This window comes from Nocardiopsis deserti (assembly GCF_008638355.1).
Classification (GTDB): Bacteria; Actinomycetota; Actinomycetes; order Streptosporangiales; family Streptosporangiaceae; genus Nocardiopsis; species Nocardiopsis alborubida.
The window spans coordinates 389,531-407,667 of the sequence record NZ_ML703350.1 but is presented as its reverse complement, the minus strand read 5'-3'; the positions used below and the strand labels follow the sequence as shown (position 1 = coordinate 407,667).

The window sequence follows — 18,137 nt, the reverse complement described above, 5'->3', positions numbered from 1 at the left end:
TTCGGGCAGGGCTGCCGCAGGTCGGGGGACCTCAGCGCGCTCGCGGGAAGAGCCGCTCGACAGCGGTCACCACCGCGGCGCGGCGGGCGGCGGTGGTGGGGTCCACGGCGTGTGCGGCGGCGGCCTCGCTGAGTTCGGGTTGAGACGCCCAGGTCATGGCGATCTGATTCACCAGGGCGAGGACGTCCGCCGGGTCCCAGGCGGGGTCGAGCTGTCCGGCCTGCTGCACTTGGCGGAGCTGGTCGATTTTGCGGGCGATCGCTGCCTGGGTGGGATCGTCGGCAACGGCTGCGGCGCCCGGCAGTTCGAGGCGGCCCCAGGTGATCAGGCGGTGGTGGTCTGGACGGGCAACGAAGTAGTCGAACAGGCGGCCCGCGTAGCCAGGGAGGTCGGACGGGTCCATCTGGGTGGCCTCGGCGATGACGACGTACTCCCGTGCAGCGACGTCGGCGTAGAGCGCGTCTTTGCCGCGAAAGTAGGCGTAGACGCGTTCTTTGCTGGTTCTGGCGAGTTTGGCGATGCGGTCCACACGGGCGCCTGCGATGCCGTGGCGGGCGAACTCCTCCATGGCAGCGGTAAGAATGCGCTCGCGGGTGGTGTCGCCGACGGCGGCTGCTGCGCTCTGACTGGAGTCGCGAGACTGAGACATATCCCCAGGGTAGAGCACCGAACCGTTCGGTTTGCCGTTACGGCGATCGACGCGTAGAGTCAAACCGAACAGTTCGGTTTGGCCTCTGGGTGGAATCGGCGAACCGTTGAGGGAGTGAACTCATGCAGCACCGCAATCTGGGCTCTCAGGGTCTGCGCGTCTCGGCGCTCGGCCTGGGGACCATGGGCATGTCCATGGCCTACGGCGCCTCGAACGACGACGAGGGCATCGCGACCATCCGCCGCGCCCACGAACTCGGGATCGACTTCTTCGACACCGCCGAGCTGTACGGCGCCGGTACCGGCAGCAACGAGATCCTCCTGGGCAAGGCGGTCAAAGACTTCCGCGACGAGGTGGTCCTCGCCACCAAGTTCGGCTTCGACATGACCACCCAGCCGCCCGGCTCCGCCTTCGACAGCCGCCCGGAAAACATCCGCAAGGTCGCCGAGAACAGCATGCGCTACCTGCAGAGCGACCACATCGACCTCTTCTACCAGCACATCTCCGACCCCGACATTCCGGTCGAGGAGGTCGCCGGCGTGGTCGGCGAACTGATCACCGAAGGCAAGGTGAAGTACTTCGGCCTGAGCAACGTCGGCCCCCAGTACATCCGCCGCGCCCACGCCGTCACCCCGGTCTCCGTGCTCCAGTACGAGTACTCGCTCTTCGAGCGGGAGGTCGAGGAGGAGATCCTTCCCGTTCTGCGGGAACTCGGCATCGGCCTGGTGCCCTACTCCCCGCTCGGCCGCGGCTTCCTCACCGGCCAGGTCAAGCCCGCCGGCGGGTACGCCGCGGACGACATGCGCAGCTGGGACGAACGTTGGCAGGGCGAGAACTACACCTACAACCTGCACGCCACCGAACAGCTCAAGGATCTGGCCGACACCAAGGGCGTCACCACCGCCCAGCTCGCGCTGGCCTGGCTGCTCGCCCAGGGCGAGGACGTCGCGCCCATTCCCGGCACCCGCAGCACCAAGCGCATCGAGGAGAATGCCGGCGCCACCGACGTCCAGCTCTCCGCCGCCGAACTAGCCCGCATCACGGAGATCCTTCCCCACGGCTCGGCAGGCAGCCGCCTCCCGGCCGCGGTCCTGTCCAGCTTCACCACAGACTGACCGTGTCGGCACCCGCGTGTGCGCTCGTAGGCGCAGCAGCTGACGTGGACGTATGGGCGGCGGCAGCGAGGCGGTGGAGTGCCCGTACTTGAACGAGGCCGCCAGCCGCAGCATGTCGTCCCAGTGGGTGCGGATCAGGTCGGTGTTGACGTGCCCGGTCAACAAGGGCCCGGCCATGGGGCAGCGGTCGGTGTACTCGGCCCGGGGTTCGAGGCGGTGCAGCACGATGCGGCCCAGGTCGCGGATGCGCGGGGACAGGGTGAGCCCGACCAGGTCGAACAGTGCGAAGTTGACCAGCGTCACCCCGTGCGTGTCCGTGGCGTGCTCGGTGATGGGCAGGTCGGTCTGGTTGCCCAGGATCTCGTCCAGCACGTAGTGGGCCTCGCGGTGGGTGGGCACGATGACCTTGGTGCCGTAGGTGGAGTACTGGTCACACACGTGCGTGTACTGGGAGATGCCCGCGTCCACGAAGTACCGCGACAGGTGGCGGGCGGTCAGCGACTTGCCCTGCGTGGGGAAGCGCTGGCCGTCGGAGGAGGACAGGGTCCCCGCGCCCCACACCCGCGTCATCGGCAGCCGGTGGTGGTAGTCCACCACCGCGGCGTTGGCCGCGCGCAAGGTCTCCTCGCGCAGGTGCCACTCGCCCGTCCACGCCAGTTCGTCGTAGGAGATCCCGGAGGCCTCGGCCATCGCGGTCAACCCCATGTTCGACCCGTGGGCGAGCACCACGGCGAGCAGGTTGCGCAGGTGGTCGCACAGCAGGTGGAGCTTGGAGCCGCCTTGCCCCTACCGGTGGGGTTTGGCCCCGTGTTCCCCCCTGGCTTGGCGCGGATCGACGGGGAGTCGACGGTGGCGCGGGACCAGTCCAGCAGGGCGCGTCTGCCCAGCTCGTCCAGGAGGGTGCGGTGGATCGTGGGCCACGGGCCCGTCTGGGTCCAGGTGTGGAACCAGCGGTGGGCGGTGGCGCGGGTGACGCCGAACAGGCCGTCGGCCTTCTCCCAGGAGCAGCCGGAGGCCTGGACGAAGAGCACCGTGGTCAACACGGCTCTTTGGTCCACACGGGGGCGGCCGGTCTTCGGGGCCGGTGGCAGCAGGGGTTGGACGATCTCCCAGAGCCCACCGGGCAGCACATCACTCGCAGCACGTGATCATGCCGGGCGCAGGGGCATCTCGCAGGGATTTTGAGATGAGCTCTTAGCCAGTAACGACCTCGGCAATAATCGCCGCCGCCAGCACGAAATAAACGGCACTCGCAGTATAGTTCAGCACAGTCACCGCATTTGTCGAACCGGCAAGGCGCGCATGAAAAGACCCGGCCAGCACTCCGATGCCTCCATAAATAATCATCTCCATGAGAACGTTGACTGCACCGAGCATCGCCAACTGCAAAGCATAGTTCTCCGCATTTCCCGTGAACTGTGGGAGTACTGCAAGGAAGAACAACATGAGCTTCGGATTTGCCAGGCTGACGAGCACGCCCCTCAGGTACCATTTGCCTGCCTTGATACTGCTGTGCTTGCTGCTCGTGCGACGCGCATTGCGTATTGTCGTGTATGTCAACCACAGTAGATACCCGGCGCCGAACGTTCTCATTGCATCAAATACCAGTGGGTGAGATTGGGCGATGCCCCCTACTCCCACAACGACGATGGCGGCGTAGATGCTCATGCCTGTGCAGATGCCAAGGATGGCTTTCAGTGTGGCCCGGCGACCACCTTCGAGTCCCACTGCAAGCATGTAGACCATATCAGGCCCGGGCGGAACGAGAAAGAGCAGGATCGCTGCGATAAAGGCCGGCAGCACCGTCAGATCCAGCATTGTCCAGTACCTCCGGTCCTGGCGTGGTGGGCGGGAGCTCCGCGGCACTGGTAGCGATCACTCCGTCCTGGGATGCCGCGGTTGGAGGCTGCGAACCCAGCGCTGACCTTGGAGGATGCCATGAGACCTCCGAGTCGATGTGGAACCATCTATGCTGGTTCTAGCATGCTTGTACCTCAGGGGGCAACCGTCTATGGTGGTTCCATGGTTGCTATATCCTTCCCTGGGTTCCGTTATGGCAACGTGCTGGCGACTAGCTTCACGGGGACTCTGGCGGAACATTGCGGCAAGGCAGTGGATCGCATTCCTGTACCACTGCGGCTCGTGGACTGATTGGCGGTCAATGGGCTCGCGGTCGACTCCTGCGCCCAGCCCCAGCCTGACCACGCTCGAGGGCTGCGGGAATCGGATTCATGCAGCTCTTGCCGCAGTTGCCAACCAGGAGCCGCTTCCGCCTTCAGCTGCCCAAGTACTTAATGACTGCAGTACTCGTGGTCAGGCCTCGGCAACCTTGACGTCCGATGGCGTTCGGAAGTGGCAATTGAGTTCTGCTCCTGTTGAAGATGCACTCAGAACTATTGCCGCCGATGCAATCAGCATCATTGCGGGAGAACGCGACGGAAGGATCGCTTCGTGTGCACCGCCAATGCGCCGGGCCGCATTCTTCGACACCAGCCGAAGCCGCACACGGAAATGGTGTGACATGGGTGCGTGTGGGAATAGCGAGAAGAAGGCGCGCTTTCTCGCCAGCATTCGCCGAGGCAGGAGTGCCCCTGATTGGCGGACGCCACGCCGCGCTGAGACAGCTGGTTCTGCAGGCTCCCGCACCGGTAGTTTCTGGCCCGCTCAGTGATCACACACCGTGATCCTTGAACGAGGAACACGCGCTACTCGAATACGCGAGCACGCCGGTCCGGGACCCCTTCTTGCGGCGGCCCCAGCCGGGCAGCGCGCAGCGGTGCAGCGGGGTGCGGGACCAGCCCACGGCTCGGGGGTTGAGGCGGCCGTCGGGGGCGCACAGGTCGACGGGTGCGGTGAGTTCCCGCTCGTGTGCCGGCATGACCGGCAGCATAGGGGCGCGGGAAGCCGCTGGTAAGGGCCTGGGCGTCAGTTCCCGGCCGGTTCGGTGGGGGTGCCGCGACCTTGTCCGCTGCCGTCGACGGCGGCGCCCCGGTTGATTGTGCGAGAATTTTCGCACTATCATTGTGCGGCAATAGTCGAACGATCATGGAGGCGATGGCAGTGGCAGCGGTACGGACCTACGTTCACCCTGAGACCGGGGAGATCTCGCTGCCGCGCGTGCTGTTCGCGCTGAGCGAGCCGCTGCGCCTGGAGATGGTCCGCAAACTCGCCGAGGAGGGAGAGGTCGACAGCATCGACCTGGGGCCCGACCTGCCCAGGTCGACCCTGACCCACCACACCAGCCTGCTGCGCGAGTCCGGCGTCGCCTTCGTGCGGGCCGAGGGGCGCAAGTGCATGATCAGCCTGCGTATCGAGGACCTGGACGCCCGCTTCCCCGGCCTGGTGAGCACCGTCCTGGCCGGGTACGCGCCCGAGTCGGCCGACGAACGCGATGGGGAGTCCGGCAGCGCGGGCGCGCGGCGGGGAGCGGACCAGTGATCCGCCGGTTGTGGCCACTGGTGGCCGCCACCGTCTCGCTCGGTATCGACGCCTACGTGCTGGCCGGTGTCCTGCCCCGGATCGCGGACTCACTCACGGTGTCGGTGGCCGCCGTCGGCCTGGGCGTCACCGCCTTCACCGGCGCCTACGCGTTCGCCGGGCCGCTGCTGTCGGGACCTCTCGTCGCCGGTTCCACCAGGCGCGCCCTGGCCGTCGCGCTGGCCCTGTTCAACCTCGGCAACCTGGTCACCGCTCTGGCCCCCGGCATCGCGGTGTTCCTGGCCTCGCGCGTGGTGGCCGGGCTCGGCGCGGGGGTCCTGACCGCGGTGGCGACCGCCACGGCCGCCGCGATGGTCGCCGAGCACGAGCGCGGACGCGCCATGGCGCTGGTGACCTTCGGACTGTCGACCGGAACGGTGGCGGGCGTACCGGTCGGCATGCTCATCGGTCAGTGGGCGGGATGGCGCTGGACCATGGGCCTGGTCGTGGTGATCGGCGCCGTCAGCATGGCCGCGATTCTGCTCCGCAGGGCACCGTACCCGTCCATCGCGGTGGTCCGGGTCGGTGAGAACCTGCGCCTGCTCAGGGCCCCGGCAATCGCCGCGGGAGTGACGTCGGCCTTCCTGCTCGGGCTGGCGAGCCTGGGTCTGTACACCTACCTGGTCCCCATGGCGGACGAGCGCGGCCTGGCCCCGTTGGCGTTCACGCTGGTGTGGGTGTGGGGTATCGGCGGTGTCGCCGCCTCGGCCCTGATCGGCAGACCCCTGGACGCCTGGGGTGCCCGGCGGCTGTTCCCCGCCGTCGTGGCGGTTCTGGCCGTGGCGCTGGCCGCTCTGTCGTTCCTGGACCAGGCCGCCGTGTGGGTCGTCGCGGTCGCCCTGTGGGGAGCCGCCGGGTGGGCGAGTGTGCCCGTTCTCCAGCACCTGCTCGTCCACGGGCGCCAGCGGCAGGCCATGGCGGTCGTCGCCTTCCAGATGTCCGCCATGTACCTGGGGTCGGCGGCCGGGGCGGCCCTGGGCGGTCGGCTGCTGGAGCACGGTACGTCCGCCGGAGCGCTTCCCGGCTGGGCGGTCGGGGCCGCGTTCGCGGCGTTCGCGCTCGCCCTGGCCATCACGCGCGGTGGTGCGGTGCGATCGCCCGCGCGGGTCGGGTCGGACCCCGACCGGTCCTGAGGCCGCGGCGGTCACGGGCTGAGGCGGCGGTCTCTCCGGCCCAGGGAGCGAGGCCCGCACCGCTGGTCACCGGAACAGCCAACAGGGTCCGAGCCCTGGACGTGGGGTTTTCCGCGACAACCACCGAGGACCCCGGGGCAGGCGCCCCTGGGGTCCTCGGGAGCGTCCCGCGGAGACCGGTGCCGTAACGCTTCACGTCGTGGCAGGTCCGGGGCCCCTCTGGTGCACGGGGGTGGTTTTGCCGTAGGCTGGAAAGCGCTTTCATACGGAAAGGTGGTAACAACCCATGGGTGATCACGTGCTGGGTGTCGCCATGAACGGCGTCACCGGACGCATGGGGTACAGGCAGCACCTGACCCGGTCCATCCTGGCCATCCGGGAGGCGGGCGGCGTACGCCTGCCCGACGGCTCCCGAATCATTCCCGAGCCCGTCCTGGTCGGACGCTCCGAGCACAAGCTGCGCGAGATCGCCGAGCGCCACGGAATCGAGCGCTGGTCCACCGACCTGGACGGTGTGCTCTCCGACGACGACATCACGGTCTACTTCGACTCGCAGATCACACACGCCCGCGAGGCCGCCGTGCGCGCGGCCATCGCCGCGGGCAAGCACGTCTACGTCGAGAAGCCCACCGCCAGCACGCTCAGCGCCGCCCTGGAGCTGGCCAAGCTGGCCCGCGACGCGGGCGTGCGCAACGGCGTGGTCCAGGACAAGCTCTTCCTGCCCGGCCTGCTCAAACTGCGCAGGCTGGTCGAGAGCGGCTTCTTCGGCCAGGTCCTGTCGGTGCGCGGCGAGTTCGGCTACTGGGTCTTCGAGGGCGACTGGCAGCCCGCCCAGCGCCCCAGCTGGAACTACCGCGCCGAGGAGGGCGGCGGCATGGTGCTGGACATGTTCCCGCACTGGCACTACGTCCTGGAGCACCTGTTCGGCCCGGTGCGCGCGGTCACCGCCAAGGTGGCCACCCACATCCCGCGCCGCTGGGACGAGGAGGGTCGGCCCTACGAGGCCACGGCCGACGACGCCGCCTACGGCATCTTCGAGCTGGACGGCGGCGTCATCGCCCAGATCAACTCCTCCTGGAACGTGCGCGTGGCCCGCGACGAGCTCGTGGAGTTCCAGGTCGACGGCACCCACGGCAGCGCCGTGGCGGGGCTGCGCTCCTGCCGCGCCCAGCACCGCTCGGCCACGCCCAAGGCGGTCTGGAACCCCGACCTGGAGGACCTGGGGCGCTACCGGGAGCAGTGGGAGCCGGTGCCCGACAACACCGAGTTCCCCAACGGGTTCCGCGCCCAGTGGGAGGACTTCCTGCGCCACGTGGTCCTGGACACCCCCTTCCCGCACGACCTGCTCTCGGGCGCGCGCGGCCTCCAGATGGCCGAGGCCGGACTCCAGTCGGCGCGCACCGGACGCACGATCGAACTGGACGAGGTCACCCTCGCATGAGCACACTCCTGCTACCCGCCGCCGACGGCACCGCCGCCCCCTACACCCTGGGCGGCACCCCCGTCGGCGCGTCCCCCCTTCCCCCCGCCCGCTCGCGCACGGCCTACGCGGCGGCCCACGTGGTCGCCGACCCCCTGGCGGCCAACGCCCCCGGCGCCCCGGCCCGCCTGGACTGGGAGGCCACCCTGGCCTTCCGCCACCACCTGTGGGACCAGGGACTGGGCGTGGCCGACGCCATGGACACCGCCCAGCGCGGCATGGGCCTGGACTGGGCGGCCACCGCCGAGCTGATCCGCAGGTCGGGGGCGGAGGCCGCCGCGCGCGGCGCCGCCCTGGCCTGCGGGGTGGGCACCGACCAGCTCGACCTTTCGCACGCCGATCTGGAAAGCGTTATCACCGCGTACGGTGAGCAGCTCGACGTCGTCCAGGGAGCCGGTGCCACCCCCATCCTCATGGCCTCGCGCGCCCTGGCCGCGGTCGCCTCGGGGCCCGACGACTACGCCAAGGTCTACGCCGACCTGCTGCGCCGGGCCGACCAGCCGGTGATCCTGCACTGGCTGGGCACCGCCTTCGACCCGGCCCTGGCCGGGTACTGGGGCTTCACCGACCCGGCTGAGGCGATCGAGCCGGTGGCGGCCCTGATCGCCGAGCACGCGGCCAAGGTGGAGGGCATCAAGGTCTCCCTGCTCGACGCCTCCCTGGAGGTGCGGCTGCGGCGGCTGCTGCCCGAGGGCGTGCGCCTGTACACCGGCGACGACTTCAACTACCCGGACCTGATCCTGGGCGACGAGCAGGGCCACTCCGACGCCCTGCTGGGGATCTTCGCCGCCATCGCCCCGGCCGCCGCCCGCGCGCTGGCCGCCCTGGACGAGGGCGACACCGCGCGGTACCGGGCCATGATGGACCCCACGGTCCCGCTGGCCCGGCACCTGTTCGCCGAGCCCACCTTCTACTACAAGACCGGGGTGGCCTTCCTGGCCTGGCTCAACGGCCACCAGAAGGGCTTCCACATGGTGGGCGGGCTGCACAGTGCCCGCGACCTGCCCCACCTGGCCCAGGTGGTGCGCCTGGCCGACGCCGCCGGGGCCCTGACCGACCCGGACCTGGCCGCGGCACGCATGCGGGCGCTCCTCCAGGTGTCAGGAGTCGACCAGTGAGCACGGTTCCCGAGGGCGCCCAGGCGCCCCTGCCGACGACGGCCCCGGCCGCGGCGACCGTTCCGGCCGTCGTGCCCGGCGCGGTGGACGTGCCCTCCGGGCTGCCCGCCGCGGTGCCCACCCCCGAACCGGGCGACCCGCGCCTGGCACGGCTCTCCCTCAACCAGGCCACCGTCAAGTACTGGAACCTGACCCAGGCCGTGGACGGCTGCCTGCGCGCAGGACTGCCCGCCATCGGGACCTGGCGCGAACCGGTCGCCGAGATGGGCCTGGCCAGGGCGGCCGGTCTGCTGCGCCGGTCCGGGCTGCGCGTGTCCTCGCACTGCCGCGGCGGATTCCTCACCGCCCCGGACCGGACCGCGGCGCTGGAGGACAACCGGCGCGCCGTCGACGAGGCCGCCGAACTGGGCGCACCCTGCCTGGTCATGGTCGTGGGTGGCATGCCCGACGGCGACCGCGACCTGGTCGGGATCCGTGAGCGGGTGGCGGACGGCATCGCCGAGCTGGCGCCCTACGCCCTGGAGCGCGGGGTCCGGCTCGCGTTGGAGCCCCTGCACCCGATGTTCTGCGCCGACCGCGCCGTGCTCTCCACACTCGGTCAGGCCCTGGACCTGGCCGAACGCTTCGACGCGGCCGCCGTCGGCGTGGTGGTGGACGCCTACCACGTGTGGTGGGACCCCCAGGTGTGGGAGCAGATCGCCCGCGCCGGGGCGGGCGGGCGCATCGCCTCCTTCCAGGCCTGTGACTGGGAGCTGCCGATCCCCGCCGACACCCTGCTGGGGCGCGGCATGGTCGGCGACGGCCACGCCGACGTGCGCGCCCTGCGCCGCGCGGTGGACGCGGCGGGCTACGACGGCGACATCGAGGTGGAGATCTTCAACGAGCGGATCTGGTCGGCCGACGGTGACGACGTCATCGCCACCCTGGCCCGGCGCCACGTCCAGCACGTCCTGTGAGGCCCCCGGGGGCGCACGCGCGCCCCCGGTCCCCCCGAGCTCAAGGAGCGAGCATGAACTTCGACGGAATTCTCTTCTTCCCCCTGACCCCCTTCGACTCCGAAGGAGAAGTGAACGAGGACGTGTTGGCCGAGCACGTCGCCTCGGGCGTGGAACACGGCGCGGGCGGCGTGTTCGCGGCCTGCGGCACCGGTGAGGTGCACGCCCTGTCGGCCGCCGAGCACGCCGCGGTGGTGCGGCGGTCGGTACAGGTCACCGCGGGCCGCGTGCCGGTGGTGGCCGGTGCGGGCGGCAGCGTGGGCACCGCCATCGAGCAGGCGCGCGCGGCCCGCGAACTGGGCGCGGACGCGATCCTGCTGCTGCCGCCCTACCTGGTGGGCGCGCCGCAGCGGGGGCTGGTGGACTACGTGCGCACGGTGGTCGCGGCCTCCGACATCCCGGTGGTGGTCTACCAGCGCGGATCGATGGTGTTCACCCCCCAGAGCGCGGCGGAGCTGGCCGCGATCCCCCGGGTGGTGGGGATCAAGGACGGGGTGGGCGACCTGGGGCGGATGCACCAGATCGTGATGGCGGTGCGCGCCCTGCGCGGCGAGGAGTTCACCTTCTTCAACGGCCTGCCCACGGCGGAGCTGACCGTGGCGGCCTACCGGTCGGTGGGCGTGCCGCTGTACTCCTCGGCGGCGTTCGCGTTCGTGCCCGAGGTGGCCGACGCCTTCTACCGCGCCTCCCGCTCCGGCGACCCGCTGGCCGACACCCTGATGCGCGAGTTCTTCGAGCCGCTGGTGCGGCTGCGCGACCGGACTCCGGGGTACGCGGTGTCGCTGGTCAAGGCGGGCGCGCGGCTGCGCGGGGTGGACATGGGCGGGGTGCGCGCGCCGTTCACCGACCCCACCGCCGAGGAGGAGTCCGCGCTGGCCGAGCTGATCGAGACCGGCCTGTCCCTGGTCAAGGAGGGCTGAACGTGCGCGTCACCGAGGTCGGCGCCCGGGCCTTCCGGCTGCCGCTGCACCGGCCCTGGGACGGGGGCGTGGACCGCAACGACGTCGTGGTGGTGCGGGTGGCCACCGACTCCGGACTGGTCGGCACGGGATTCGCGTGGACCCCGCTGATCGGGGCCCGGGCGGTGGCCGCGCTGGTCAACGACGATCTGCGGCCCGCGCTGGTGGGCGCCGAGGCCCACCCGGCCCGGTGGGATGAGCTGCGCTGGCATCTGCGCGAGGCGGGTACCAGCGGGCTCACCCTGATGGCGCTGGCGGGGGTGGACATCGCCCTGTGGGACCTGCGCGCCCGCGCGGCGGAGTCGAGCCTGGTGGACCTGGTGGGTCGGCGCCGGGAGTCGGCGCCGGCCTACGGCAGTGGGGTGAACCTGGACTACTCCCTGCCCGACCTGGTGGAGCAGGTGCGCGGCTGGGTGGAGGCCGGGCACGTCGCGGCCAAGATCAAGGTCGGCTCGCCCGACCCTGCCCGGGACGCCGAGCGGGTGGGAGCGGTGCGCGAGGTGCTGGGTCCGGACCGGCTGCTGATGGTGGACGCCAACCAGCGCTGGGACGTGCCCGGAGCGGTCCGGGCGCTGGACGCGTTGGAGGGGTTCGGCCCGCACTTCGTGGAGGAACCCCTCCCGGCCGAGGACCTGGAGGCGCACGCCCGCCTGCGCGAGCGCACGCGGGTGCCGTTCGCCGTGGGTGAGAACCTGCGCACGGTCACCGAGTTCGAACGGGCCGTGGAGCTGGGGGTGTGCGACATCGCCCAGCCCAACGTGGTGCGGGTGGGCGGCATCACCCCGTTCCTGCGGATCGCGGAGTCGATGGCGCGCCGCGGCGTGCCGGTGGCTCCGCACCTGTTGCCCGAGCTGTCGGGGCAGCTGGCGCTGTGCCTGCCCCGGGTGGCCATGGTCGAGGACATTGACCGGGCCTCCTTCGCCGCGCTGGGCGCGTTGGCCCGCCCCAGCGGGGTGGAGTTCGACCGGGGCCGGGTGCGCGCCGACACCGGCCACGGCCACGGCATGGTGTTCGCCGACACGCTCACACCGGTCGCGGACGCTTCCCCCTAGCACCGGGTCGCGACCGGAAAAGGGGCCGGGACGCCCCGTGGCGGTGGCGTCCCGGCCCCGTCATGAGTACGGGTACTCAGCGGGGCCGGGTGCGCGTACCGATGTACGCGGGGCGGACCGGTCCTAGGTTCGGGACATGACCTCCCTCCTCGTGGGCCACGCCGCGGCGGCCCTGCACTTCGGTTTCCTCGCCTTCGTCGTGTTCGGCGGCGTGCTGTCCTGGCGCTGGCCCCGGATGTTCTGGGTGCACCTGGCGGTGGCCGCCTACGCTCTGGGCATCGTCATCGTCGACTGGCCGTGCTTTTTGACCGAGATCGAGAACTGGTCGCGGGCGCGCACCGGGCGGGCGGTGATGGAGAACGGCTTCATCGACTTCTATCTGACCGGGAACCTCTATCCGCCCGAGCACCTGCTCACCTCGCGCCTGGTCATGGCCGGTGTCGTGGCGCTGTCCTGGGCGGGCGCGGGGTGGCTGGTCCTGCGCCGCCGCGTGGCGGAGCAGGCCGGGGTGTGAGGCAGACAGGGGCGGGCGCCCAGGGGACCTGGCGGGAGCCGGGGAGCGGGCGAGCCGGTCCAGGGAGGCCATGGCCGGTGTCATGTCGCGGTGCGCACCGCGTCCAGGAGTTCGTCGTGGATCCACGCATTGCTGAACAGCGCGGTACCGGTGTCGAATCGGTCCCGGCCGTCCAGGTCGGTGAAGGCGCCCCCGGCCTCCCGCACGATCGCAACGAGGGGAGCGACGTCCCAAGACCCCCCTCCGACCAGCAGAAAGGCATCCAACTGTCCTGTGGCGACGAGAAGACCGCCATGGCAGGTGCCGGAGCCGGTGGAGGGTTTGGGTGGATCGGACACCGCACTCGCCCTTCCGGTCGGGTCGAGGACGGGGACGGTGTCGGCCACCTGTGCGGCGATCCGGGCGGCGGCCGTTCGGTGGTGTCCTTCGGGCATCCGCTGCGGGGACGGCCAGATCCCGACCGACGCCTGGCACAGGCGGTCCTGCCCGGTGACGCTCACCCGGTGCGGAACCCCTGCTGGACCTAAGGTCCAGGCTCCCCGCCCCGAAACGGCCCACCAGCGCCGTTGCAGGGCCGGCGCGCAGACCAGGCCGAGGCTTGCGCTGCCGTCGTGAGTGAGTCCGATCAACGTTCCCCACTCCGGTGTGCCGGCCAGGTAGCTGCGCGTGCCGTCGATCGCGTCGACGAACCACCGCCGCGGACCGCCGCCCGAGGCACCGAACTCCTCGCCCGTGAACGCGTCCTGCGGGCGCATCCGGTCGAGGAGAGCGCGCAACTCCTGCTCGATGCGGCGGTCGGCTGAGGTGACAGGGCTGCCGTCCTGCTTGCTCTGGGGGCGGAGGTCACCAAGGCTCAGAGACCGCAGAGAGATCTCTGCGGCGAGGTCGGCCATGCGGTGCGCAAGGCGTAGATCGTCGTCGCTGTTCACGTGGTCCCCTGGAGTCGGGTGCGGCGGCCGCCGGACAGCTCCGGCACATGCTTGTACAGGATGGAGCGGGACACGTTGAGCAGGCGGGCGATGGAGGCCACCGGGTTGTCGGGTCGGCTGATCAGATCCCAGGCGTGGCGGACCTGCTCGGGGGTCGTCTCCGGGGGCCGTCCCAGGCGTTTGCCCGCGGCGCGGGCGGCGTCCAGGCCCTCGCGGGTGCCCTCCACGATGAGTTCGCGGATGAACTCGGCCAGGGCGGCGAAGACGTGGAACACAAGCCTGCCTCCGGGGGGGGTGGTGGTGTCCAGGGCTTCGCGCAAGGAGCGGAAGCCCACCCCGGCGCGGTGCAGGTCGCCGACCAGGGTGATCAGGTCGGCCAGGGAGCGGGCGATCCGGTCCGGGGCCGCTCGCATCCGGGTGCGCACCCCGTCCACGAACGTGTTCGGCTCCACCGGCTTGCCCAGCGCGGCGTAGTACACGTCCCGGTTGTCGGCGAAGTCGCCGGGCAGGTCGGTGTCGGGGTCGCGCCACTTCCCGGCCCCTCCACGTAGATCTCCCGTCGGCGCAGGGCCTCGCGCAGCACGATGAGCACGCACAGTTCATATTCACGAACGCACTGTGTTGGTGGCGCAGGATCTGCTGCAACGGCGCCGAGGACACCTGGGACAGGAACGCCAACTCCGGGGTTTTCTTCCACCCGGTCAACGCCTGGTCGGTCTGTTCGTAGGAGGTGTGGTGGCCGTGCTGGTGGTAGGCGGTGTGGCGGTCGGCGAGGGTCTTGTTCCAGACCAGGCGCACGCATTCGAACGTGCGGCCCAGCTGGGCCGCTTGTTCGGGGTTGGGGTAGGACCGGCACTTGCACACCGTCCGCATACGGCAGAAATTACACCAAGGGAGAGCATGGGTAAGGCGAAACGGGAAAAGTGCGGGCTGCCTGCCCGGATTCCTCCCCGGCCTGAAGGCCAGGGTATTCTCCGGGAGGTTCGGTGAGGGTCGGGGTCAGGTCAGCCCGGCGTCGTGGGCCAGCAGCGCGATCTGGGTGCGGTTGTCCAGGTCGAGCTTGGCCAGGACGTTGGAGACGTGGGCCTTGACCGTGGCCACGCTCATGTACAGCCGCGCGGCGATCTCCGCGTTCGTGCGGCCCCGGGCCACGGCCAGGGCCACCTCGTGCTCGCGAGGACTGAGCCGGGACAGCGCCGCGCGTGCCCGCTCGTGGGACCCGGCCTGGACGGCGGTGCGGTCCATCAGGCGCCGGGTGATGCTCGCGGACAGGATGGGCTCGCCCTCGGCCACCCGCAGGACCGCGTCCACGATCCGCGCGGGCGGGGTGTCCTTGAGCAGGAAGCCGCTGGCCCCGGCGCGCAGCGCGTAGAGGATGTTCTCGTCGGTGTCGAAGGTGGTCAGCACCACGACCTCGGGCGGGGGCGTGCGCGCTCGCAGCCTGCGGGTGGCGGTGATGCCGTCCACCCGGGGCATGCGCAGGTCCATCAGGACCACGTCGGGCCGGTGGGCGTCGGCCGCGGCCAGCACCTCGTCGCCGTCTCGGGCCTCGCCGACCACGGTGATGCCGTGGACCCCGTCGAGCATCATGCTCAGACCGCCGCGGACGAGGGCGTCGTCGTCGACGATGAGCACACGCGGCGCACGGTTCATGACGGCCATGGTAACCAGGCGCGCAGATGGAAGTCCTCGGGTGTGCGCTCGTGGTCCAGCCGCCCCCCGGCCAGGCGCACCCGCTCGGTCAGGCCGACCAGCCCGGTTCCGCTGCCCGGTGTCAGGGGGGCCGCCTCCCCGGCTGGCCCGGGGAGGGAGTTGCGCAGGTCGATCACCAGGCCCTCGCCGGGACCGCCTTCCAACCGCACCCGGACCGGCTGGCCGGAGGCGTGCTTGCGGGCGTTGGTCAGGCCCTCCTGGACCAGCCGGTAGGCGGTGCGGCCGGTGGAGGCGGGCAGGAAGTCGGGGTCGGCCACCGCGTCGCGCAGCTCCACGTGCTCCCCGGCCCCGCGCGCCTCCTCCACCAAGCGGGGAACGTCGGACAGGACCGGCTGCGGGCGCTCGCCCGCCTCGGGCTCCTTCTCGCGCAGCACGCCGATCACCTCGCGCAGCTCCTCCAAAGCCTGGTGGACTCCGGTGCGCACGACCCCGGCGGCGCGGGCGAGCTGCTCGGGCGGGGCGTCGGGCCGGTACTCCAGCGCCCCGGCGTAGGTGGCCAGCAGGGACAGCCGGTGGGCGAGCACGTCGTGCATCTCGCGGGCGATGCGGGTGCGCTCCAGCATCCGCGCCTCCGCCACCCGGCGACTCTGTTCGGCCTCGGCCCGGCGTGCGCGCTCGCGCAGCGACATCACCAGCGCGCGGCGGGCCCGGGCCAGGGCACCCCAGCCCACCAGCGCGCCGGTGGTGATGGTGATCAGGGCCAGCCACCAGGCGTAGGAGATCTGGGTGCTGGGTTGGAACAGCCCCTGGACCGCGTGCGCGGCGACCGCGACGGCGGCCACCGCGACGGCCAACGGGAAGGGGCGCCGGTGGGCGACCTGGAGCACGCCCAGTGCCGCCGCCGGGGTGGCGGCGGGGGAGAGGACGGCCAGGACGGCCGTGCCCAGCGCGCCGGTGACCGGCCACCGCAGCAGGACGGGAGAGAGGAGGCAGGTCACGAGCCCGACGGCCAGGTCCAGCTCCCGCGTCCAGGGCTCACTGTGGCCCTCCCAGCGGCCCCAGACCGTCGCCGCGACCTGGACGCAGACCAGGACGACCACGGCGGCCAGGGCCCGCGGCGAGCTTCGGCGCGCGGGCCGGGTCTCGTCGTCGATCGGGCTCGGCATGCAGGTCAGCGTAGTTCCGGGCGTCCCCGCGCCGACACCGACCAAAGTCGGATACGGCCTCGTCCACGGTCGGTCCCGTGACCGCCCCGGGGCCGATGCGGCGGCCGTGCCGCGCCGGGGAGGGTGGGGCGCGGGACGTTCGAGGGCCGACACCGCACCGGTGCGGCCCCGGAAGACGACGACGTTGGGAAAGCCCATGGCCACCACCGCATCCACCACCCGCACCGCCTCCACCGGCCCGAGGCGGCTGCTCACCGCGGCCGCCGCGGTGCTCGCTCCGCTGGCCCTGTGGGCCCTGGCCGTGCCGCTGACGGGCGTGGACCTGACCGCTTTTCCCGGTGGGCAGGCCCGGCCGGTGGGGCCGGGGTCCGTGGCCTTCGCGGGCCTGATCAGCGCCGCGGCGGCCTGGGGGCTGCTCGCGGTGCTGGAGCGCACGGCGCGGCGACCCCGGCGGGCGTGGACGGTCACCGCCTGCGTCGTGCTCGTGCTCTCCCTGGCCGGGCCGCTCACCAGCGGCGCCGCGCCGGTGGTCGTGCTGGTGCTGGAGGGGATGCACGTCCTGGTCGGGGCGGTGCTGATCCTGGGCCTGGGCCGCTCGGCCCGCACCTGAGCCCGCAGCCCCGCTCCGGGGACGCGTCCATGGCGCGCCCCTTCCGCGCTGAGCCCGCCACCGGGGCCAGAACGGCGTGAGACACCGGCTGGGGCGGAGCTTCACCTTCTGTTTTGGGCCCGCCACCAGCCCTCTTGAGGGGCGCCGCGCGCCCGGGGAGCGCGGCGGTTGATCTCGGGCGTTCGGCGAGGCGTTGGGCACCGCAGCCGCCCGGTGCCGACCGCGGGGCTCAGCGGGTGGGCGGCGCGGTGCTCTCGCGCTCGACGACCTCGCCGCGCACCGTGACCACGCGGGGCTGGGCGCTGGGCTCGCTGTCCAGGGCGAGCACCGCGGCGCGTTCGCCCATCTCCTCCAGCGGCAGGCGCACCGTGGTCAGGGCGGGGGTGAGGTCGCGCAGGGTGGGGATGTCGTCGAACCCGGCCACCGACAGGTCGGTGGGCACCCGCAGGCCCAGGTCGCGCAGCGCGGCCATCGCGCCCGTGGCCATGACGTCGTTGACGGCGAACAGGCAGGTGGCGTCGGTGCCCACCGCCATCAGGCGGCGGGTGGACTCGTAACCGCCGTCGCGGGTGAAGGCGCCGTGCACCACGTTGTGGTGGGCCAGTTCCAGGCCCGCGCCCGAGAGCGCGGAGTGGAATCCGTCCAGGCGTTCGCGGGCGGTCTGGAGGTCGGTGGGCCCGGCCAGGATGGCGAACTCCCGGTGCCCCTGGGCGATGAGGCGACGGGCCAGGTCGGAGGCCCCGGTGTGGTTGTCGGGGGTGACCGTGTCCGCGGGCAGGCCCTCCTGGGACACGCACGCCACCCGCCCGCCCTGGCGGCGGAACATGCGGATCTCCTCGGACAGGCGCCGGTTGCTCTCCTCGTCGGTGGAGCGCGAGCCGACCAGCACGACCGCGCGGGCCCGGTGCGCGCGCAGCGTGGCCAGGATACGGCCCTCCTTCTGCGCGGAGCGGTTGGTGGTGCCCAGCACCAGGACCAGCCCCTGCTCCTCGGTGTGGCGGGTGACCCCGGCGGCGATCGAGGAGAAGTAGGGGTCGGAGATGTCGTGGACGAGCAGGCCGACCAGGGCGCTGCTGTTGCGGGCCAGGGTCTGGGCCGAGGCGTTGGCCAGGTAGCCGAGCTCGCGCGCGCTGGCGGTCACCTTGTCACGCAGGCGCTGACTGACCTGGCGTGTGCTGCCGTTGATCACCCTGGACGCCGTGGCCAGGGACACCCCGGCGTGCTCGGCGACCTGTTCCAGTGTCACGTAACCGGACTCCACGCCGCTCCCTCTCCTGCCTCGGCCCA

General features: G+C 71.5%; 21 protein-coding genes and 1 pseudogene. 11 read left to right on the top strand and 11 right to left on the bottom strand.

Going from position 1 to position 18,137, the window contains the following annotated elements; all coding sequences use genetic code 11:
• Nucleotides 1–31 precede the first annotated feature (31 nt).
• Nucleotides 32–649: a TetR/AcrR family transcriptional regulator gene (locus FYW99_RS09230; protein ID WP_150251592.1), complete on the bottom strand. Its 618-nt coding sequence runs from the start codon at nucleotides 647–649 to the stop codon at nucleotides 32–34.
• Between the two features lie 122 nt (nucleotides 650–771).
• On the opposite strand from FYW99_RS09230, the gene FYW99_RS09225 reads away from it, so the two are divergent.
• The gene (locus FYW99_RS09225; protein WP_150251591.1) at nucleotides 772–1,764 is read left to right on the top strand and encodes an aldo/keto reductase; all 993 of its coding nucleotides are present in this window, start codon (nucleotides 772–774) and stop codon (nucleotides 1,762–1,764) included.
• Here FYW99_RS09225 and FYW99_RS09220 read toward each other — a convergent pair.
• The 3 genes from FYW99_RS09220 to FYW99_RS09210 all read right to left on the bottom strand — a co-directional run bounded on the left by FYW99_RS09220 (nucleotide 1,678) and on the right by FYW99_RS09210 (nucleotide 3,582).
• A complete protein-coding gene (locus FYW99_RS09220) occupies nucleotides 1,678–2,493 on the bottom strand; it encodes a transposase (protein ID WP_263364054.1) in 816 nt (271 codons plus the stop codon). The genes FYW99_RS09225 and FYW99_RS09220 overlap by 87 nt on opposite strands.
• The gene (locus FYW99_RS09215; protein ID WP_150251590.1) at nucleotides 2,460–2,894 is read right to left on the bottom strand and encodes a transposase; all 435 of its coding nucleotides are present in this window, start codon (nucleotides 2,892–2,894) and stop codon (nucleotides 2,460–2,462) included. Before FYW99_RS09215 ends, FYW99_RS09220 begins: the two co-directional genes overlap by 34 nt.
• Before the next feature lie 64 nt (nucleotides 2,895–2,958).
• On the bottom strand, nucleotides 2,959–3,582 hold the full coding sequence (locus tag FYW99_RS09210) for a LysE family translocator (protein WP_150251589.1): 624 nt from the start codon (nucleotides 3,580–3,582) through the stop codon (nucleotides 2,959–2,961).
• A 151-nt stretch (nucleotides 3,583–3,733) separates the two neighbouring features.
• On the opposite strand from FYW99_RS09210, the gene FYW99_RS09205 reads away from it, so the two are divergent.
• Nucleotides 3,734–4,435 carry a CGNR zinc finger domain-containing protein gene (locus tag FYW99_RS09205; protein WP_317846984.1) on the top strand — a complete coding sequence of 234 codons (702 nt, stop codon included), beginning with the start codon at nucleotides 3,734–3,736 and terminating at the stop codon, nucleotides 4,433–4,435.
• Here FYW99_RS09205 and FYW99_RS09200 read toward each other — a convergent pair whose 3' ends face one another.
• A complete protein-coding gene (locus tag FYW99_RS09200) occupies nucleotides 4,436–4,642 on the bottom strand; it encodes a DUF2804 family protein (protein WP_317846983.1) in 207 nt (68 codons plus the stop codon). It abuts the gene before it with no gap.
• 176 nt (nucleotides 4,643–4,818) lie between these two features.
• On the opposite strand from FYW99_RS09200, the gene FYW99_RS09195 reads away from it, so the two are divergent.
• The 8 genes from FYW99_RS09195 to FYW99_RS09160 all read left to right on the top strand — a co-directional run bounded on the left by FYW99_RS09195 (nucleotide 4,819) and on the right by FYW99_RS09160 (nucleotide 12,492).
• Nucleotides 4,819–5,202: an ArsR/SmtB family transcription factor gene (locus tag FYW99_RS09195; protein WP_150251588.1), complete on the top strand. Its 384-nt coding sequence runs from the start codon at nucleotides 4,819–4,821 to the stop codon at nucleotides 5,200–5,202.
• The gene (locus FYW99_RS09190; RefSeq protein WP_150251587.1) at nucleotides 5,199–6,374 is read left to right on the top strand and encodes an MFS transporter; all 1,176 of its coding nucleotides are present in this window, start codon (nucleotides 5,199–5,201) and stop codon (nucleotides 6,372–6,374) included. Before FYW99_RS09195 ends, FYW99_RS09190 begins: the two co-directional genes overlap by 4 nt.
• A gap of 286 nt (nucleotides 6,375–6,660) precedes the next feature.
• Nucleotides 6,661–7,815 (top strand): Gfo/Idh/MocA family protein, encoded by a 1,155-nt coding sequence (locus FYW99_RS09185; RefSeq protein ID WP_150251586.1) that lies wholly within the window; start codon nucleotides 6,661–6,663, stop codon nucleotides 7,813–7,815.
• Nucleotides 7,812–8,972, top strand: coding sequence for a dihydrodipicolinate synthase family protein (locus FYW99_RS09180; protein ID WP_150251585.1), 1,161 nt, complete (start codon nucleotides 7,812–7,814; stop codon nucleotides 8,970–8,972). The genes FYW99_RS09185 and FYW99_RS09180 overlap by 4 nt, the downstream gene beginning before the upstream one ends.
• Entirely contained in the window at nucleotides 8,969–9,928 is a 960-nt protein-coding gene (locus FYW99_RS09175; protein ID WP_150251584.1) for a sugar phosphate isomerase/epimerase family protein, read from the top strand. Before FYW99_RS09180 ends, FYW99_RS09175 begins: the two co-directional genes overlap by 4 nt.
• Nucleotides 9,929–9,981: 53 nt before the next feature.
• Entirely contained in the window at nucleotides 9,982–10,887 is a 906-nt protein-coding gene (locus tag FYW99_RS09170) for a 5-dehydro-4-deoxyglucarate dehydratase (RefSeq protein ID WP_150251583.1), read from the top strand.
• A 2-nt stretch (nucleotides 10,888–10,889) separates the two neighbouring features.
• Nucleotides 10,890–11,978 (top strand): mandelate racemase/muconate lactonizing enzyme family protein, encoded by a 1,089-nt coding sequence (locus tag FYW99_RS09165; RefSeq protein WP_150251582.1) that lies wholly within the window; start codon nucleotides 10,890–10,892, stop codon nucleotides 11,976–11,978.
• Between the two features lie 136 nt (nucleotides 11,979–12,114).
• A complete protein-coding gene (locus FYW99_RS09160; protein ID WP_150251581.1) occupies nucleotides 12,115–12,492 on the top strand; it encodes a DUF2784 domain-containing protein in 378 nt (125 codons plus the stop codon).
• An 80-nt stretch (nucleotides 12,493–12,572) separates the two neighbouring features.
• Here the strand turns inward: FYW99_RS09160 and FYW99_RS09155 are convergent, their stop codons facing one another.
• From FYW99_RS09155 to FYW99_RS09135, 5 genes and pseudogenes are all read right to left on the bottom strand, one after another.
• Nucleotides 12,573–13,421, bottom strand: a complete 849-nt coding sequence (locus tag FYW99_RS09155; RefSeq protein ID WP_223838904.1) for an inositol monophosphatase family protein — start codon at nucleotides 13,419–13,421, stop codon at nucleotides 12,573–12,575.
• Nucleotides 13,418–14,017, bottom strand: a complete 600-nt coding sequence (locus tag FYW99_RS09150; protein ID WP_223838879.1) for a recombinase family protein — start codon at nucleotides 14,015–14,017, stop codon at nucleotides 13,418–13,420. The genes FYW99_RS09155 and FYW99_RS09150 overlap by 4 nt, the downstream gene beginning before the upstream one ends.
• A 7-nt stretch (nucleotides 14,018–14,024) precedes the next feature.
• A pseudogene (locus tag FYW99_RS32965) lies at nucleotides 14,025–14,294 on the bottom strand (helix-turn-helix domain-containing protein); the annotation flags it as partial.
• Between the two features lie 126 nt (nucleotides 14,295–14,420).
• Nucleotides 14,421–15,083: a response regulator transcription factor gene (locus FYW99_RS09140; RefSeq protein ID WP_150251580.1), complete on the bottom strand. Its 663-nt coding sequence runs from the start codon at nucleotides 15,081–15,083 to the stop codon at nucleotides 14,421–14,423.
• Nucleotides 15,071–16,240 carry a sensor histidine kinase gene (locus FYW99_RS09135; RefSeq protein WP_150251579.1) on the bottom strand — a complete coding sequence of 390 codons (1,170 nt, stop codon included), beginning with the start codon at nucleotides 16,238–16,240 and terminating at the stop codon, nucleotides 15,071–15,073. The genes FYW99_RS09140 and FYW99_RS09135 overlap by 13 nt, the downstream gene beginning before the upstream one ends.
• Nucleotides 16,241–16,436: 196 nt before the next feature.
• On the opposite strand from FYW99_RS09135, the gene FYW99_RS09130 reads away from it, so the two are divergent.
• Entirely contained in the window at nucleotides 16,437–16,850 is a 414-nt protein-coding gene (locus tag FYW99_RS09130; protein WP_150251578.1) for a DUF6069 family protein, read from the top strand.
• A gap of 229 nt (nucleotides 16,851–17,079) precedes the next feature.
• On the opposite strand, the gene FYW99_RS09125 is transcribed toward FYW99_RS09130, so the two are convergent.
• Nucleotides 17,080–18,111, bottom strand: a complete 1,032-nt coding sequence (locus FYW99_RS09125; protein WP_061081935.1) for a LacI family DNA-binding transcriptional regulator — start codon at nucleotides 18,109–18,111, stop codon at nucleotides 17,080–17,082.
• Nucleotides 18,112–18,137 lie beyond the last annotated feature (26 nt).

What these genes read in the sequence shown, in the direction of transcription:
- FYW99_RS09230 (WP_150251592.1), bottom strand. Translation starts at nt 649, where the DNA reads ATGTCTCAGTCTCGCGACTCCAGTCAGAGCGCAGCAGCCGCCGTCGGC.
- FYW99_RS09225 (WP_150251591.1), top strand. Translation starts at nt 772, where the DNA reads ATGCAGCACCGCAATCTGGGCTCTCAGGGTCTGCGCGTCTCGGCGCTC.
- FYW99_RS09210 (WP_150251589.1), bottom strand. Translation starts at nt 3,582, where the DNA reads ATGCTGGATCTGACGGTGCTGCCGGCCTTTATCGCAGCGATCCTGCTC.
- FYW99_RS09205 (WP_317846984.1), top strand. Translation starts at nt 3,734, where the DNA reads ATGCTGGTTCTAGCATGCTTGTACCTCAGGGGGCAACCGTCTATGGTG.
- FYW99_RS09200 (WP_317846983.1), bottom strand. Translation starts at nt 4,642, where the DNA reads ATGCCGGCACACGAGCGGGAACTCACCGCACCCGTCGACCTGTGCGCC.
- FYW99_RS09195 (WP_150251588.1), top strand. Translation starts at nt 4,819, where the DNA reads ATGGCAGTGGCAGCGGTACGGACCTACGTTCACCCTGAGACCGGGGAG.
- FYW99_RS09185 (WP_150251586.1), top strand. Translation starts at nt 6,661, where the DNA reads ATGGGTGATCACGTGCTGGGTGTCGCCATGAACGGCGTCACCGGACGC.
- FYW99_RS09180 (WP_150251585.1), top strand. Translation starts at nt 7,812, where the DNA reads ATGAGCACACTCCTGCTACCCGCCGCCGACGGCACCGCCGCCCCCTAC.
- FYW99_RS09170 (WP_150251583.1), top strand. Translation starts at nt 9,982, where the DNA reads ATGAACTTCGACGGAATTCTCTTCTTCCCCCTGACCCCCTTCGACTCC.
- FYW99_RS09160 (WP_150251581.1), top strand. Translation starts at nt 12,115, where the DNA reads ATGACCTCCCTCCTCGTGGGCCACGCCGCGGCGGCCCTGCACTTCGGT.
- FYW99_RS09140 (WP_150251580.1), bottom strand. Translation starts at nt 15,083, where the DNA reads ATGGCCGTCATGAACCGTGCGCCGCGTGTGCTCATCGTCGACGACGAC.
- FYW99_RS09135 (WP_150251579.1), bottom strand. Translation starts at nt 16,240, where the DNA reads ATGCCGAGCCCGATCGACGACGAGACCCGGCCCGCGCGCCGAAGCTCG.
- FYW99_RS09130 (WP_150251578.1), top strand. Translation starts at nt 16,437, where the DNA reads ATGGCCACCACCGCATCCACCACCCGCACCGCCTCCACCGGCCCGAGG.